This window comes from Collinsella sp. AF39-11AT (genome assembly GCF_003474585.1).
Lineage (GTDB): Bacteria > Actinomycetota > Coriobacteriia > Coriobacteriales > Coriobacteriaceae > Collinsella.
Genome location: NZ_QROG01000001.1, coordinates 127,646 through 142,899, shown reverse-complemented (window position 1 = coordinate 142,899; position 15,254 = coordinate 127,646). Strand labels below are relative to the sequence as shown.

At 56.0% G+C, this 15,254-nt stretch carries 14 protein-coding genes, 4 tRNA genes and 1 pseudogene; 13 read left to right on the top strand and 6 right to left on the bottom strand.

The features are described 5' to 3' along the window. Positions 1–93: 93 nt before the first annotated feature. Together DW037_RS00705 and DW037_RS00700 are read right to left on the bottom strand one after the other, a co-directional pair. Positions 94–1,494, bottom strand: coding sequence for a PTS transporter subunit EIIC (locus tag DW037_RS00705; RefSeq protein ID WP_117646058.1), 1,401 nt, complete (start codon positions 1,492–1,494; stop codon positions 94–96). A 9-nt stretch (positions 1,495–1,503) separates the two neighbouring features. Beyond that, on the bottom strand, positions 1,504–2,922 hold the full coding sequence (locus DW037_RS00700; RefSeq protein ID WP_117635377.1) for a glycoside hydrolase family 1 protein: 1,419 nt from the start codon (positions 2,920–2,922) through the stop codon (positions 1,504–1,506). 151 nt (positions 2,923–3,073) lie between these two features. On the opposite strand from DW037_RS00700, the gene DW037_RS00695 reads away from it, so the two are divergent. From DW037_RS00695 to DW037_RS00635, 13 genes and pseudogenes are all read left to right on the top strand, one after another. After that, positions 3,074–3,907 carry a MurR/RpiR family transcriptional regulator gene (locus DW037_RS00695; protein ID WP_158550969.1) on the top strand — a complete coding sequence of 278 codons (834 nt, stop codon included), beginning with the start codon at positions 3,074–3,076 and terminating at the stop codon, positions 3,905–3,907. A gap of 431 nt (positions 3,908–4,338) precedes the next feature. Next, a tRNA-Tyr gene (locus DW037_RS00690) sits at positions 4,339–4,420 on the top strand. A gap of 10 nt (positions 4,421–4,430) precedes the next feature. Next, positions 4,431–4,506: transfer RNA gene (locus DW037_RS00685), tRNA-Thr, on the top strand. A 3-nt stretch (positions 4,507–4,509) separates the two neighbouring features. Beyond that, positions 4,510–4,586: transfer RNA gene (locus DW037_RS00680), tRNA-Met, on the top strand. A 96-nt stretch (positions 4,587–4,682) separates the two neighbouring features. Further along, positions 4,683–5,873, top strand: coding sequence for an elongation factor Tu (gene tuf, locus DW037_RS00675; RefSeq protein WP_118372635.1), 1,191 nt, complete (start codon positions 4,683–4,685; stop codon positions 5,871–5,873). A gap of 279 nt (positions 5,874–6,152) precedes the next feature. After that, positions 6,153–6,302, top strand: a complete 150-nt coding sequence (gene rpmG / locus DW037_RS00670) for a 50S ribosomal protein L33 (protein ID WP_022093895.1) — start codon at positions 6,153–6,155, stop codon at positions 6,300–6,302. Between the two features lie 13 nt (positions 6,303–6,315). Continuing rightward, positions 6,316–6,391: transfer RNA gene (locus DW037_RS00665), tRNA-Trp, on the top strand. Between the two features lie 76 nt (positions 6,392–6,467). Then, positions 6,468–6,806, top strand: a complete 339-nt coding sequence (secE, locus tag DW037_RS00660) for a preprotein translocase subunit SecE (protein ID WP_117635375.1) — start codon at positions 6,468–6,470, stop codon at positions 6,804–6,806. Between the two features lie 3 nt (positions 6,807–6,809). Continuing rightward, entirely contained in the window at positions 6,810–7,346 is a 537-nt protein-coding gene (gene nusG / locus DW037_RS00655; protein ID WP_006234984.1) for a transcription termination/antitermination protein NusG, read from the top strand. A 120-nt stretch (positions 7,347–7,466) separates the two neighbouring features. Further along, the gene (gene rplK / locus DW037_RS00650; RefSeq protein WP_022093893.1) at positions 7,467–7,895 is read left to right on the top strand and encodes a 50S ribosomal protein L11; all 429 of its coding nucleotides are present in this window, start codon (positions 7,467–7,469) and stop codon (positions 7,893–7,895) included. A gap of 117 nt (positions 7,896–8,012) precedes the next feature. Further along, the gene (gene rplA, locus DW037_RS00645) at positions 8,013–8,720 is read left to right on the top strand and encodes a 50S ribosomal protein L1 (protein ID WP_089572518.1); all 708 of its coding nucleotides are present in this window, start codon (positions 8,013–8,015) and stop codon (positions 8,718–8,720) included. A gap of 312 nt (positions 8,721–9,032) precedes the next feature. Then, positions 9,033–9,752, top strand: a pseudogene (locus tag DW037_RS00640) (hypothetical protein). Continuing rightward, complete coding sequence (locus DW037_RS00635; protein ID WP_233502585.1) at positions 9,676–10,326, top strand: isocitrate/isopropylmalate family dehydrogenase; 651 nt, start codon at positions 9,676–9,678, stop codon at positions 10,324–10,326. Before DW037_RS00640 ends, DW037_RS00635 begins: the two are co-directional and overlap by 77 nt. Before the next feature lie 351 nt (positions 10,327–10,677). On the opposite strand, the gene DW037_RS00630 is transcribed toward DW037_RS00635, so the two are convergent. The 4 genes from DW037_RS00630 to DW037_RS00615 all read right to left on the bottom strand — a co-directional run bounded on the left by DW037_RS00630 (position 10,678) and on the right by DW037_RS00615 (position 15,205). Beyond that, positions 10,678–11,808 (bottom strand): DUF4179 domain-containing protein, encoded by a 1,131-nt coding sequence (locus DW037_RS00630; RefSeq protein WP_118372634.1) that lies wholly within the window; start codon positions 11,806–11,808, stop codon positions 10,678–10,680. After that, positions 11,789–12,349, bottom strand: coding sequence for an RNA polymerase sigma factor (locus DW037_RS00625; RefSeq protein ID WP_117583099.1), 561 nt, complete (start codon positions 12,347–12,349; stop codon positions 11,789–11,791). The genes DW037_RS00630 and DW037_RS00625 overlap by 20 nt, the downstream gene beginning before the upstream one ends. 232 nt (positions 12,350–12,581) lie before the next feature. Next, positions 12,582–13,292, bottom strand: a complete 711-nt coding sequence (locus DW037_RS00620) for a metallophosphoesterase (protein ID WP_117817093.1) — start codon at positions 13,290–13,292, stop codon at positions 12,582–12,584. After that, on the bottom strand, positions 13,289–15,205 hold the full coding sequence (locus DW037_RS00615; RefSeq protein ID WP_118372633.1) for a BMP family ABC transporter substrate-binding protein: 1,917 nt from the start codon (positions 15,203–15,205) through the stop codon (positions 13,289–13,291). Before DW037_RS00615 ends, DW037_RS00620 begins: the two co-directional genes overlap by 4 nt. Between the last annotated feature and the right edge of the window lie 49 nt (positions 15,206–15,254).

The following is a 15,254-nucleotide window of genomic DNA, read 5'->3' as shown; positions in this document are numbered from 1 at the left end:
AGGAATCCGAATGGATTAATCGAGCTCCTAAGGAACTTCTTGGGTTCTTGCTAATGGTCTGCCGAGGATGTCCCCAATGCAAACAGCGGGCATCTACTCAATATAGCTGGGGTTCTTCTTGATGATCACGCGTGCAGCGATGAAGGAGACGACGATGGCGATGATGGCGACAACGCATGCCAGCACGAAGTTGCCCATGGACCCATCGGGAGCGATAAAGATGAGTGCCGAAAGAAGGCCGGGGCATGCTCCCGCAACATACTCTTTCAGAACAAAGATGCCTGCAGGGAGTCCAGCGCAGAGCGCGCCGATTGCCGTGCCGACAAGCAGGCGGGGACGCTCGATGAGGCAACCGTAGAACGCGGGCTCGGTTACGCCACAGAGTGCGGTGACGGCAACCGTGGTGACCATACCCCTCTTCTCTTTGTTTCCCTTCATGGCAGTTGCCAGGGCGAGGCTCGTGCCGCCAATGCAGAGGTTCGAGATGAATCCAAAGATAATGGGTGCCCAACCGAGCTGCGCCAGGCTCGTAACTTCGATTGCGATGTAAGCCTTATCGAGACCGAGCATGACGAAATAGGGGTTAAGGGCTGCCAGGATCGGAGTAGCGATAAATGCCACGTTGTCCATAAGCCACGTGACGGCATCGCTCAGCGCGTAGCCCATCATGCTGCCGGCGGGGCCAAGGATAATCAGCTCGACAGGCACGACGATGATCATGGTGAGCAGCGGCTTCAAGAACAGTTTGGTAACGTCGGGGATTATTTTCTGAAGACCGCGATCGACGAAGTACATGAACACGACGCCCAGTACGATTGGCACCACCGTGCTCGAGTAGTCATTCGTCGGGATGGGGATGCCAAGAAAGTCGAGACCCTCAGCACCGCTAATGGACGAGCTGATCATGATCGCGCCCAGCAATGCGCCCATGATGGGCTGCATCTTCATGACGGCTGCGAGCTGATAACCAAGATAAACGGGCAAGAAGCTAAACGAAGCGCTAAAGATCGCCAACAGGACCTGGGCGGTTCCGCTATCGGTGCTCAATCCGCAATAATTGACCAGGAGATTCTTGATCGAAAGAATGAGTCCGCCAACGATGAGCGCCGGGACGATGGGCATGAATACCTGTGCAGAGACGTTCCCGAATTTCTCAATCAAGCCCATGGCGGTGTTACCGCTTTTAATGCCTTCTGCAAGGTCTTTGGCGGTTTGGGCATCGTCGGCAACCGTGCCACCGCCGACTTCGATTCCCGCGAAGTCGAGGAAGTCGTTGTAAGCCTCGGTGACGTTGGGGCCGATGATCACCTGAAGCTGGCCACCGCTGACTACTGCCCCGAGCGCCTGATCGGCCGATTTGGCGAGCTGGAGATCGATGATCGAGGTGTCTCGTGCGTCGATGCGAAGGCGCGTCGCACAATGAGTTACCGATGTAATGTTCTCTTTGCCGCCAACAGCCTTTAGGACTGTTTCGGACATTGCCTGATATTTCATCTCTTTCTCCTAACCTTCCTGCTCCTGATACTTCGAGATAAGGTCTCGGTACCAATACCAGCTCTTTTTGGGGGTGCGTTCCAGATTGTTCTCGAAGTCGATATGGACAAGTCCGTATCGTTTTTCGTAGCCGTTGATCCAGCTATACAGATCCATCGTCGACCAGAGGTAGTAGCCCTCAACGCGCGCGCCGTCGCGCTTGGCCCTCATCATGTGCTCGATGAACTGGCCCAGAAGCTCGATGCGGTCATCATCGTGGATCATTCCGTCTGCGTCTGGTTGCTCATAGGCGCCATGTCCGTTTTCCGTAATAAAGATGCGGGGCGCGTCATAGCGCTCGTGGACATCCATGATGGTTGAATACATGCAACCTGGGAGTATTTCGCGGCCCCATTTATTGCGGGGAACATTGCTGTCGCGGGCGCTTTCAAACAAGGGCGCAATGCATTTTCCTTCGACCTTTTTGCTCGAACCGCCCTTATTGTTCGCCGAAACGGCAAGCTCTCCACCGTGCCAGTCGGTTACATACTCTCGGCAATACACGTTGAGTCCAATAAAATCGACTTTACCGTCTCTGAATTCTTCTACGTCATTTGGGGATCGATAGAGCGAGACGCCAAGTTTTTCAAGGATTTCGTCCATTTCTGGCGGCAGTTGACCCTGAAGCGCTGGTGCCAGAATCATGCGATTGGCGAAAAAGTCTGCGTATCGAAATACGTCATCAGGGTGCTCGGTTGCCGGGTCGAGTTCGACAACGCCGCCATCGTGGACGGCGCCGATGATGCCGTCGTAGCCCATTTGACGATATGTTCGGACTGCGAGTGCGCTTGCGCGCATCAGGTTGTACTGAAACTGCATGTACGACTGAACGTCGAGCGATCGATTGGGGGGATAGTTGCCCAACATGTTTACGCAGTAGCTGTAGAAATGCGGCTCGTTAACGGTAGCCCAGATTTTGACGCGGTCTCCAAAGCGCTCAAAGCAAATCTTGGCGTATTTGCAGAACCACTCTGCCATGTCGTTGTTCAGCCATCCGCCTTTGCAAGCAAGCGTGAATGGCAGATCGTAATGGAACAGCGTAACGTTGGGCTCTATGCCATTTTCGAGGCAGCAATCAATGACCCGATTATAAAAATCGATACCCTCTTCATTCACTTCGCCGATACCCGTGGGGATGATTCGACTCCATGAAAGAGAGAAGCGATAGGTGTTTTGTCCGCCTTCTTTCATCATGCGGATATCTTCTTCATAGCGATGGTAGAAGTCGCAAGATACATCACCGTCAACATGGTTGATGTTCTTATTGCTTGTGTGGCTAAAGAAATCCCACTCGCCAAGGCCTTTGCCGTCTTCGTTCCAGGCACCCTCGCACTGATAAGACGCCGTGGCGGAACCCCAGAGAAACGGCATGTTGTTCACGTTGCCCATGAATCCCCTTTCCATCATTCAACACGGTGGATACGTGTGGCGGAATTACGATTAAGATGACGTCAACTGTTTTGAATCATAGGAGAACGACCGAAGCTGATTGATTCAATAAATGAATCATGATTTTGAGGAGAATGGAAAGAGGGATCAGGTGAATATCAATGGCTTTGATGTGCTCAATCGCATTAGCTCCATCATCAACAGCGAGTGTGGATCTAACGACGCTGCCATTGCCCAATATCTCATTGCTCACCTTAGGCGCTCGAGCGAAATCAATGTTGTCGCGATAACTCGCGACGCTTTCGTTACGCGCTCTGCCGTTCGACGTTTCTGCAATCGGTTGGGTTATCAGTCTCTCAGAGATTTGAAAGAGTCATTTACTCAATCAGTCTTTCCTAGCGACTTAAGCCACCGAGAGGAGGAATTCGGCTATGAGGAGTACAGAGCAGAGCTCGATGTGCGCATGATCGAAATGTTTGCAGAGGTTGAAAGCGGCGTTTCAGATGTCGTTATTAAGCAACTTGCCGATGAAATAGGGAGGCACAAAAACGTTGAAATCTGGTGTACTAATAATGTGAGTGCCAACCTCGTACGGTTTCAACAGGAACTATTCTATACAGGCAAAATAGTTCGCATAGTTGCCGGGGCAAATGTCGCGGAATTGAAGAATGTCGAGGATGCTTCTCAGTCTTTGATAATACTCGTATCGGTTTCCGGGCTATTTGCATCGCAGGCGCGTGAGTATCTTGATTGCCGTTCGGGCAGGAAGATTCTCATCACTGCGTTTAGCAGTGATGAGAATGTGAGATCTTTCGATCGCGTCTATCGACTCGGCAACGCGGGGAACGGAATTGATCGACTCGGCGTTTACTCGAAATACGCTATAACGTATTTCTTCGACCTTCTTTCATCGTGCTACTTGAGCCGCTACCCCCGCACAAAGGGGGAGCCGCTCTATGGCTCAACATTGTCCTGGCCCGAGTGATTGCGGCTTTATAGCACTCTGGCTTAGTGAATGAGCGTGGATAATCTCCCACTTTGGGCTCGAAGTCAGGCCAAAAGTGGGAGATTATCCACGCTCGATTTCAAACGGGAGAAAATCCACGCTCGGTCGAGCCAGGGAAACCCGATCCCGACCTATATATAGGTGCAAATGAGTCGTTATCGAAGCAATATTCTGCAGGCTCACTCCACTACGCCAAAGTGTTCCCTCGGGAAATGTCACCGCTACATGCAAATTCAGCGTCCTTCATATCCAAACCCGGCAAAACAGCAGGTCAAAGGTATATAGATACGCCCGGCACCGTGTATCTAGAGGTTTTCGTTGACAGCCCCCAAGGTTGCATCGTATTATCTTTTTCGTTCGCGGGGGCGGCGGTCCAAAAGACCAAAGGACCTGCGGATACTTGAACGATTGGGAGTTTGCCCGAGTGGTTAATGGGGACGGGCTGTAAACCCGTTGGCTCTGCCTACATAGGTTCGAATCCTATAGCTCCCACCCGTCAAGTGCCTGTATAGCTCAGTCGGTAGAGCACTTCGTTGGTAACGAAGAGGTCACCAGTTCAAGTCTGGTTGCAGGCTCCATCCGGCGGTGTAGCTCAGTTGGTTAGAGCACACGGTTCATACCCGTGGCGTCACTGGTTCGAATCCAGTCACCGCTACCATAGGTAACACGGTGGCTTCTCAATAGTATGTTGAGAGGCCACTATGGTATAAAGGCAAAGTCCCGTCCGGGGACGACCTGTTTAGAGGAGGGCTTTATGGCCAAAGAGAAGTTTGAGCGCACTAAGCCGCATGTTAACATCGGCACCATTGGTCACGTCGACCACGGCAAGACCACGCTGACCGCCGCCATCACCAAGGTTCTCTCCGAGACCGAGGGCTGCAAGGCTGACTTCACTGCGTTCGAGAACATCGACAAGGCTCCCGAGGAGCGCGAGCGCGGCATTACGATCTCCGTCTCCCACGTCGAGTACGAGACTGCTGCCCGTCACTACGCTCACGTTGACTGCCCGGGCCACGCTGACTACGTCAAGAACATGATCTCCGGTGCTGCTCAGATGGACGGCGCTATCCTGGTCATCGCCGCCACCGACGGCCCCATGGCTCAGACCCGCGAGCACATCCTGCTCGCCCGTCAGGTCGGCGTTCCCTACATCGTCGTCTTCCTGAACAAGTGCGACATGGTCGACGATGACGAGCTCATCGACCTCGTCGAGATGGAGACCCGTGAGCTCCTCTCCGAGTACGATTTCCCCGGCGACGACATCCCCGTCATCCGTGGTTCCGCTCTGGGCGCTCTCGAGGGCGACGCCAAGTGGATGGACGCTATCCGCGAGCTCATGAACGCCGTCGACGAGTACATCCCGACGCCTGCTCGTAACAACGACCTCCCGTTCCTGATGGCCGTTGAGGACGTTATGACCATCTCCGGCCGTGGTACCGTTGCTACCGGCCGTGTCGAGCGCGGTGAGCTCAAGCTCAACGAGCCCGTCGAGATCGTCGGCATCAAGGATACCCAGAACACCGTCGTTACCGGTATCGAGATGTTCCGTAAGTCCATGGACTTCTGCGAGGCTGGCGACAACGTCGGTCTGCTGCTCCGCGGCATCAAGCGCGAGGACATCGAGCGCGGCCAGGTTCTCTGCAAGCCCGGTTCGGTTACCCCGCACACCAAGTTCACCGGCGAGATCTACGTTCTGACCAAGGAGGAGGGCGGCCGTCACACCCCGTTCTTCGATGGTTATCGTCCTCAGTTCTACTTCCGTACCACCGACGTTACCGGTACGGTCAAGCTCCCCGAGAGCACCGAGATGGCTATGCCTGGTGACCACATCACCATCGAGGGCGACCTCATCCACCCGATCGCCATGGAGGAGGGCCTGCGCTTCGCTATCCGCGAGGGTGGCCACACCGTCGGTTCGGGCATCGTCTCCACGATCATTGAGTAAATTAGCTCTTTGATATAGCTGACTTAGAGAACCCGGCACTTATATGGGTGCCGGGTTCTTTTCTGCAATGGATATTGAGCCGTTGCTGGTGTCGAGAGGATCGATAATGGTCCTGGATGCACCGTCGATTAGCTCTCGATGGCTTCATTGATGTGTTCCAAATATGAATGGATCCACCGAGAACCAATTGACTCGAGGTTTTCATTGACAGCACTTACGTGGAGCTGATAAAGTAACAACTCGTGCCCGTACGGGGCGGAAATGAAAGGTTCAGGATACATGCGTACTCTAGTTACTCTTGCGTGCACTGAGTGCAAGCGCCGCAACTATACGACCACCAAGAACAAGTCGACCATGCCTGATCGTATGGAGATCAAGAAGTATTGCCCCTGGTGCCGTCACCACACGCTGCACAAAGAGACTCGCTAGTCTCTAGTCACATACGCCAGTAGTTCAATTGGTAGAGCATCGGTCTCCAAAACCGAGTGTTGAGGGTTCGAGTCCTTCCTGGCGTGCCAGTCATTATTCCGTAAGCTCCCACTTGGGGGCTTACGGTTTACTCATGTATAAGCGCATTGCGCGGAGGTAACCCAAATGGCCAACAAGAAGAACAAGAAGAAGGCTCAGCAGCCGGCACCTGCCAACAACGCTGCTGCCAACTCCAAGGTTGAGGCCAAGAAGGCCGTTGCCAAGAAGAACGAGAAGGCTGCGAAGTCCAAGAAGAACGAGAAGCCTGGTTTCTTCGCCCGCACCAAGAAGTATTTCGCTTCGGTCAAGTCCGAGATGAAGCGTGTCACGTGGCCTGATAAGAAGGAGCTCGTGAACTACTCGGTCGTCGTTTGCGCTTCTCTGGTCGTCGTCGGCGTCGTCATCGCTCTGCTCGATGCTGGCTTTGGCGAGGCTCTTGCTCTGTTCTCTGGATTGAGGGGCTAAACCATGTCTAAGCGTTGGTACGTCGTTCACACTTACTCCGGATACGAGAACCGCGTAAAGTCCGATCTCGAGCATCGTATCGAGACCATGGGCATGCAGGACCGTATCTTTGATATCGAGATTCCTATGGAGCGCGTCACCGAGATCAAAGAGGGTGGCAAGCGCGAGACCAAGGATTCTAAGATCTTTCCGGGTTATGTCCTGGTTCGCATGGAGATGGATGACGATGCGTGGACGTGTGTTCGCAACACGCCCGGCGTCACCGGTTTCCTAGGCGGCAACGGCAAGCCCGCTCCGCTTTCCCGCGACGAGTACAACAAGATGACTCGTCGTCCCGGTAAGGGCGATTCGCCCAAGCGCACCTCGGTTGATATTCAGGTCGGCACGTCCGTCCGCGTCACCGATGGCCCGCTTACCGACTTTGATGGCAAGGTCTCCGAGGTTAACACCGAGGCTGGCAAGCTCAAGGTCACGCTGATGATCTTTGGCCGCGAGACGCCGGTCGAGCTCGACTTTAACCAGGTCGCTGTCATCGCTTAAGTTTTCGTCCGTTCGCGCGAGCGTGCTTCTTCTGTGACTGCTCATCTCAGGAGTGCTTCTAACACGTGCGTGCTTACGATATAGCAAGTACTTCACACTCGTGATTCGAAAGGAATGACCATGGCTGAGAAGAAGGTTGCCAACGTCATTAAGCTCCAGATTCCTGCTGGTGCAGCTAACCCCGCTCCTCCCGTCGGCCCCGCCCTGGGCGCCGCTGGCGTGAACATCATGCAGTTCTGCCAGGCCTTTAACGCCGAGACGCAGGACAAGAAGGGTGACATCATCCCCGTTGAGATCTCTGTCTACGAGGACAAGTCCTTCTCCTTCATCACCAAGACCCCGCCGGCGGCTCACCTCATCAAGAAGGAGCTGAACCTCAAGTCTGGTTCCGCTAAGCCCCAGGCCGACAAGGTTGGTCAGCTCTCCCAGGAGCAGCTCACCAAGATCGCCGAGATCAAGATGCCGGACCTCAATGCCAACGACATTGACGCCGCCAAGAAGATCATCGCCGGTACCGCCCGCTCCATGGGCGTCACCATCGCTGAGTAGCGATTTCTTTAGGTAATGACGGGTGCTCCGACCGGGGCGCCCGTTAAATGTGTGCAATAGGGCACACGATACGATGTGGGAGGGCTCACGCCCGTTTAACCACAGGAGGTAATGCACATGGCTAAGCATGGTAAGAGCTATAACGCCGCTGCCGAGAAGATCGACCGCGCCACGCTCTACACCCCCCTTCAGGCTGCCAAGCTCATCAAGGAGCTCGACACCGCCAAGTTCGACGAGACCGTCGAGGCCCACTTCCGTCTGGGCATCGATACTCGTAAGGCTGACCAGAACATCCGTGGTTCCATCTCCCTGCCCCACGGCACCGGCAAGACCGTTCGTGTTGCCGTCTTCGCCGAGGGCGAGAAGGCCCGCGAGGCTGAGGCTGCCGGCGCCGACATCATCGGTTCCGACGAGCTTGTCGCCCAGATTCAGAAGGGCGAGATCAACTTCGACGCCGCTATCGCTACGCCGAACATGATGGCCAAGGTTGGCCGCATCGGTAAGATCCTTGGTCCCCGTGGCCTCATGCCGAACCCCAAGCTCGGCACCGTGACCATGGACGTCGCCAAGATGGTCTCCGAGCTCAAGGCTGGCCGCGTTGAGTACCGCGCCGACCGCTACGGCATCTGCCACGTGCCCCTGGGCAAGAAGTCCTTCTCTGAGCAGCAGCTCGTCGAGAACTACGCTGCCCTGTACACCGAGATCCTGCGTGTCAAGCCCTCTTCTGCTAAGGGCAAGTACGTCAAGTCCATCTCCGTGTCTTCCACCATGGGCCCTGGCGTCAAGGTCGATCCCGCTATCCAGCGCGACTTCCTGGCTGAGTAACTAACAGTTACTGCCTGAGCAAAGCAAGCATTGCTAAAGAGACCCGGTTCTGCCTCGTGCAGGACCGGGTCTCTTGCTTTTGAGTCAACGAAACCACCACGAAGGGGACAGGCACCCTTGTGGTGGTTTTACTTGTGTTGTACTTTAGCGCGATGTAGTACTACCCGAGGCCGAAGGGAGCCCAACATGTTTAAGAACACGCAACAGCTCCTAGGCCTAGCGCTACTAGATTGGATAGCGCGCTAGGGTTGTAATCTCGCTATAACGATTTGTTGTACCCGGGTGCGCTATCGTCTGCCGCTTTCAGGCGTGATGAGCGACACGGGTATTTTTCTATCTCTAGGCCTTCTCTCTCTCCTGAAAGCCATCTGTCATAAAACGGTCAATCAGGAGGAACATATAAGCCGCAAAATCACAATCTTTGACGCCACCCTGTGCGACGGTGAGCAGTCGCCGGGCGCCAGCATGAATACCGAGGAAAAGCTCTTCATCGCCCGCCAGCTGGTGCGCATGAACGTGGACGTTATCGAGGCGGGCTTTCCCATCTCGAGTCCTGGTGACTTTCGCTCCGTACAGGAGATTGGCAAGATTGCGGGCGACCGATGCACGGTATGCGGCCTGACGCGCGCTGTCGACAGGGATATCGAAGTGGCTGCAGAGGCGCTCAAAACGGCCCAGAGGCCCCGTATCCATACAGGGCTGGGTGTGAGCACCAGTCACCTGCGCGACAAGCTCCATATGACTGAGGAAAGGGCAATTGAGTGAGCGATCCATGCCATCAAACATGCTCGCAAGTTCGTTGACGATGTTGAGTTTTATGCCGAGGATGCCGGCCGCTCCGATCAGGAGTTTCTGGTGCGCATTATCGAGGCGGCCGTAAAGGCCGGTGCCACGGTCGTGAACATCCCCGATACGATGGGCTACAACATGCCGTGGGACTTTGGCGCCCGCATCCGTGACCTGCGCGGGCGCTGCGGGTGCGGCCGGTCAGCGTGCGGTCGACGTGATGGAGTATCGCGAGTACGAGATTGAGCGCATTGCGCGCCAGGCATTTGAGGCGGCGCGCAAACGTCGCGGCAAGGTGACGAGCGTTGATAAGCGCAACGTGCTGGAGACGAGCCGCATGTGGCGCGAGATCGTGCATCGCGTGCAAGACGAGGAGTACTCCGACGTGGAGCTTGAGGACCTGCTCGTCGACAACGCCGCCATGCAGCTCATCAGTCGACCGGCAGACTTTGACGTCGTGGTGACGGAGAACATGTTCGGCGACATCCTGTCCGATGAGGCGGCTCAGATTACCGGATCGCTCGGTATGCTTGCCTCTGCCTCGCTGGATGATGGCGTATCGCTGTTTGGGCCGAGCGCTGGCAGCGCTCCTGACATCGCGGGGCTCGGCGTGGCCAATCCGCTGGCTCAAATCTTGTCGGTGGCGATGCTGCTGACCTACGCGCTCGACATGGGCGAGCAAGCCGCGTGGATCGAGAGCGCCGTGGCGCGCGTGCTCGACGAGGGCTGGCGCACCCGTGACATCGCCGATGTCAACACCCCGGCAGATAAGATCCTCGGCACCACGACGATGGGCGACAAGGTCGTCGCCGCGCTGTAGGCGATGCCGATTCAAGCTGTCAAATATCTCAATCTGTAACATCTAAGGGGCAAAATCGTTCCTACCTGTTACAGATTGAGATTTTCGGCTGAGCATCCGTGGTCTGTCTCGATCTGTAACAGCTAACCGATTATTTGGGCCCTACCTGTTACAGATTGAGACAAACCGTTGGGACAGGTCGGACGAGTCAGCAAAACCACCACAAAGGTGCCGGTCCCCTTCGTGGTGGTTTTTAGCGCAACGAGGTGTTCCCAGCCGACCATACGGGCGGCCTTGCGCTCACGCTGCTCGATGACAGCGCATCTTTAGACGCGAAGTGCGGAACCGGGTGCATATACGAGCCGCGTAGCGTTACGAATTCATGGGAATGACCGTATCGCCAATTTGTACGCTTGCAATCTTGTCTGTGTCACAAACTTGCGAGAACGGCCAGGTCTTGTGGACATCAGTGGTGCCGTTATCCAGTTTATTTGCGAAATAGCCGCTGTGGCTGGTTGCGTCCTCAACATGACCGTCTTTGAACGTCACGATGAGGGGTATGTTGCCAACGGCATCCATAGACTCCTCCATGTTTTGAGACATCTTGCCGCTGTTGTTGTCGTGTTCGATGGAACGATCTATGTTGTAGCGGACTGAAACGCCAACGCAGGATGCGGTGGCCTCTTGAATCGTCGCCTTGGTGCCGTTAAAGTTGACCGATTTGGGCGCGGGAATCGTAACGGATGTATCTTCGTAATTCAGCTGGAACTTAAGATCCCATGGGCCCGTAAGTATTTTCTTATACTCGGGAAGCTCTTTGCCAGCACGTGGCACAACGAGAGAGTTGATATGCGTGCGGACGGTCCTGCCCATAAGGCCGGGTGATTCAACGCTGAACTGTGCAAAGTATTGAATGCTGGAGTCATTGGGGTTCTTGTCAATGAGCCATGATTGGCCTTGGCCGCCATGCTCGCCATCAACGTATACGTTTCCATCGACACTTCCGGCGATAGTTCCGTTCTCGCCCGGCTCGGAAAGCTTTTTCAGGGCAGCGGGATCGTCGAACGTAAGCGTATAGGCGATGGTAACCATATCCTTGTCGCCCATGATGGCGTCGGCGGTCACGGTGACTCCGTTGTTGGAGCAGCTAGCACCGACGGGCCGGCCAATACGGTCGATGATCTCGGTTTGAGAAGCAGGTCCGTCAAAGATGTCGGAAAGCATGTCAGAAGGAAGCGGCAGGACGCCTGTTGCCATAGCCGTGCCAGCGCCTCCAATGACGATAGCGAGGACTGCCGTTACAGCGGCAATGCGAGCGACTGTTCTTACGGGATGGCGGGCGATGCGCGGCTTGCGTCGCGTGCCATTAAAGTTGCTTTGAGCGGTCGCCGCATCGCTCGAGGCGACGGACTGAGCAATCGAGTTTGCCATGTGCTGCTTCGCATTATCGGTAAACGAAATGTGCTCCAGGGCGTGGCGATAGTCATTCGAATTCGTAGTCATTGTGGTCTCCTTTCAAGGAAAGCCGAAGTGACGCACGTCCGCGGCTAAGGTGCTGGGCGGTTGCAGCTGGCGTCGCGTGAACGGCGTCTGCGATTTCCCTGATGCTCATGCCTGCGTAGTAGTGCAAAAAGATGGCGATGCGCTGTGCTTGAGGCAGGGCCGTGACAGCGGAAAGAATGGCGCAGTCGCGTTGCGCGAATTCTTGCTCGGTATGTGTTACGGGTGCGCAGAAATCGGGGAGCGAATCGAGGTCGACAACCGGGTGATTCGCGTGCGTACGGCCGATATCGCGACATGCGTTCAGTGCGACTCGGATCACCCAAGCACGTTCGTGTTCGAGCGAGTCGAACGGTTGAGTGCGTTGGAGAATCTTGATCAGCGTGTCCTGGCAGATGTCTTGAGCGTCGTCAGCGGATCCAAGGGCCGAATAGCACAATCGAAGGATGAGGTCGGAATACGTGTCGACCAAGCGCTTTGCTTCCCGCTCGATCTGATCGGCATCGCATCGGAGCGTGCTATTGCGGTTACGGCGTGCAGGCATAGTGTCACCTCCAATTGGTCGTGGTGGATATAGGGAAGGCGTCTCGCGAGGTCCCTCTACATACAACACGGTCGAGACTGCATAAGTTGACAAAAAAAGACGGCATGTGAGCGCCGTCCTTACAAAACAATGAGTGTTCTCGTTAATTACACAAGCACCGTGATGGACAGGTCGGACGAGTCAGCAAAACCACCATAAAGGTGCCTATCCCCTTCGTGGTGGTTGTTGGCAGTTACCAGGGGGTTCTGGCGGTTGAAGACTCGATTGCTTCGTGGCGTTTGAGCTCGCGGCGCATGGTTTGCGAGTTGAGCCAGGCTGCCTGCCAGCCACGGATGGGGTAGCGCGCTTCATCCAGCTCAAACTGCGTATAGCCGCACGCGTTGATGATTGTTGTCCCGCATGCATGCTGGCGCTCACGCTGAAAGTCGCGACCATAGCATTGGTGCACATGCCCGTGCACCATGTAGTCGGCCCCCCAGGACTCAAGCGCTGTGTTAAAGCACTCAAACCCTCGATGCGGCAGATCGTCCAGATCACCCATACCGGCGGCGGGTGCATGGGTAAGCAGAATGTCGCACCCGCCGACCATCCTAACCTTACGCGACAGCTTACGCATGCGCTTGGACATCTCGCGTTCGGTGTACATGTTGGCGCCGTCGCGATAACGCATGGACCCGCCAAGGCCCGCAATGCGAATCCCCCGGTACGTGTACACGCTGTCTTCCACGCAGATACATCCGCCCGGTGCATGACGTGCGTAGCGGTCGTCGTGGTTGCCGCGAACGTAGATGAGCGGTTTGTTGATGACGGTGACCAAAAACTCAAGATAGTCCGGGTCCAGATCGCCGGCAGACAGAATCAGGTCGACACCCTCAAAGCGCTCCTTGCGAAAGCACTCCCAAAGGCATCGTTCTTCGGTATCTGCTATGGCAAGGATCTTCATAGGGCGGTAACTCCCGGCTCATCGTCGAGCTGCGGAATGGTGCCTACCACGTTGTCCGCCAGCCAATTCATCTCGACAATCTGCGCGCTCGGCAGTGGGGGAAAGCCCTCGATCTGCACCACGCCGTCTTGGCTATGAAGCTCGCCGCCAAATGGATTGATGGAGCCCTCGACGATGCCATTGCGGAGCAGCTGCACCAGTTTGCGCGTCTGATAGGGTAGGCCCGGAGCGTAGCGAATGTCGATGACGCCCGAGCTCATGCCATACCAGTAGTTGACGGCGCGAACCTGGCTGTCGTCACTGGTCTCATCCCAGGTGCCATGCAGCAGGCTTCGCACGATAAGCTCGTAGTATCGGCCCCAGTTCCAGACCGGCATGGCGATGCCGACGACCTTGCCATCGACCAGGCGGTGGAGTCCGTAGGCCGTAGGGTCTACGAGCGACTTTGACATGTCAGCGCCGGTCATGACGCTCACGCCTTCGCGGCACATGGCCTCGGCAAGGCCTCCGGCGGGCACATCGCCCCAGGTCAGGATAATTTGCGCACGGGGGTCGAGCAGCGAGGCGCCGATGGCAAAGGCGTTGATCTCGCTAAGCGCGCCCGAGGCGAAGACCGACGCGTGGTAGCCGATACGGTGGTTGTCCGCCATACTGGCGGCAAGGGCGCCCAGGAGGAACTTGGCCTCGTACATCTTGCCAAAGTACGAACGGACGCTTTGGTGGGGAAGGCCGATAGAGCAGTTAAGGAACCGCACCTGGGGATACTCAACGGCAGCTCTGAGCGTGTATTCCATCAGGCGGTGCGAGGTCGAGAAGACGACGTTAGCTCCATGTTTGACAGCCGTTTCCACGGCGGCGTAGAACACGTCCGGATTGTGACAGTCCTCGAACGCCTCGGTGTGCACGATACCGCCAAAGTGCTCATCGAGATACTGACGCCCTTGGTCGTGCAGGCTGTCCCAGCTCGACGTCGCACAGGGGAACTCATGGATAAAGGCGATGCGCAGGGGGTTGGCCGCCGAGTAGACGGTCTTGCCCATAAAGAAGTTGAGCACGCCGGAGGTGGACTTGGCGGGCGCCTCTTCCTCATCGACACTCGGTGCCTCGACAAGATCGACCTTCTCCTCATCACTTTTGCCGGCAATGACCAACTCGCGCCAAATCTTACACAGACGGTTTACGACGATGTCCGTCGGTGTGTCCAGCAGGCGGTCTTGGTTGTACACGTTGAGGTAGACGAGCATGGCGTCGGCGGGCGTAATGTCCAGATGGTCGCCGCCGGCGCGCAGGTAGGCGCGCTTAAAGAGCAGGAAGGTATGGCGCAGGTAGTCGATCTTTTTCTGCGGCCATTTTTCGATAAGGTTCTGACCGAGCATCTTGGCGAGCGTTTCGTAGCTTCCCTCACGCGAGAACTCGATCTCGTATAGGGGGCAGACGCGCCAAAACGCGCAGAACTCACCGTACAGGCGGCTTTCGACGGAATCCCATTTGCCGGGGTAGAGACGGGTGACTTTAGCCGAAACCGTTGGAGCGTCCAGGAATTTGAGGACACTGACGCGCTTGTTGCCCTCTTGGACGTAAAACCGATGCATGAACTCGGTGACGATGATGGGGTCGCGATAGCCCTCGGTTACCTGGATGTCGTAGAGGTTGGACCACTTGCGGGCGAACTCGGTGCTAAATGGCAACAGGGGCATAAAGTTGCACGAAAAGGCAGACTGACGGCCCTTGGTAACCGTGCCGACGACCATTTCGAGCGGAATATCCCGCAGGCCGACGCTCTCTCGCTGACCTAAGGGGAGCTGGGCAACCAAGCTGTCGAGGTCCGTAAGGTATGGGTGCTCGCTTTGGCTGATGGCGCGACGGCGTCCCTGCTCGCCGCGCTTGCGTGCTTGACGATAGGCCTCTTCCATGGTGTCTACTCCCTTAGTCGTTTAAACAACGATATGAACCATGGTACCA

Bases quoted from the DNA above. Each gene is read 5' to 3' on its own strand.
- rpmG (WP_022093895.1), top strand. From the start codon at position 6,153: ATGCGTACTCTAGTTACTCTTGCGTGCACTGAGTGCAAGCGCCGCAAC.
- rplK (WP_022093893.1), top strand. From the start codon at position 7,467: ATGGCTGAGAAGAAGGTTGCCAACGTCATTAAGCTCCAGATTCCTGCT.
- nusG (WP_006234984.1), top strand. From the start codon at position 6,810: ATGTCTAAGCGTTGGTACGTCGTTCACACTTACTCCGGATACGAGAAC.
- rplA (WP_089572518.1), top strand. From the start codon at position 8,013: ATGGCTAAGCATGGTAAGAGCTATAACGCCGCTGCCGAGAAGATCGAC.
- DW037_RS00615 (WP_118372633.1), bottom strand. From the start codon at position 15,205: ATGGAAGAGGCCTATCGTCAAGCACGCAAGCGCGGCGAGCAGGGACGC.
- tuf (WP_118372635.1), top strand. From the start codon at position 4,683: ATGGCCAAAGAGAAGTTTGAGCGCACTAAGCCGCATGTTAACATCGGC.
- DW037_RS00700 (WP_117635377.1), bottom strand. From the start codon at position 2,922: ATGGGCAACGTGAACAACATGCCGTTTCTCTGGGGTTCCGCCACGGCG.
- DW037_RS00705 (WP_117646058.1), bottom strand. From the start codon at position 1,494: ATGAAATATCAGGCAATGTCCGAAACAGTCCTAAAGGCTGTTGGCGGC.
- DW037_RS00625 (WP_117583099.1), bottom strand. From the start codon at position 12,349: ATGCCTGCACGCCGTAACCGCAATAGCACGCTCCGATGCGATGCCGAT.
- secE (WP_117635375.1), top strand. From the start codon at position 6,468: ATGGCCAACAAGAAGAACAAGAAGAAGGCTCAGCAGCCGGCACCTGCC.
- DW037_RS00630 (WP_118372634.1), bottom strand. From the start codon at position 11,808: ATGACTACGAATTCGAATGACTATCGCCACGCCCTGGAGCACATTTCG.
- DW037_RS00620 (WP_117817093.1), bottom strand. From the start codon at position 13,292: ATGAAGATCCTTGCCATAGCAGATACCGAAGAACGATGCCTTTGGGAG.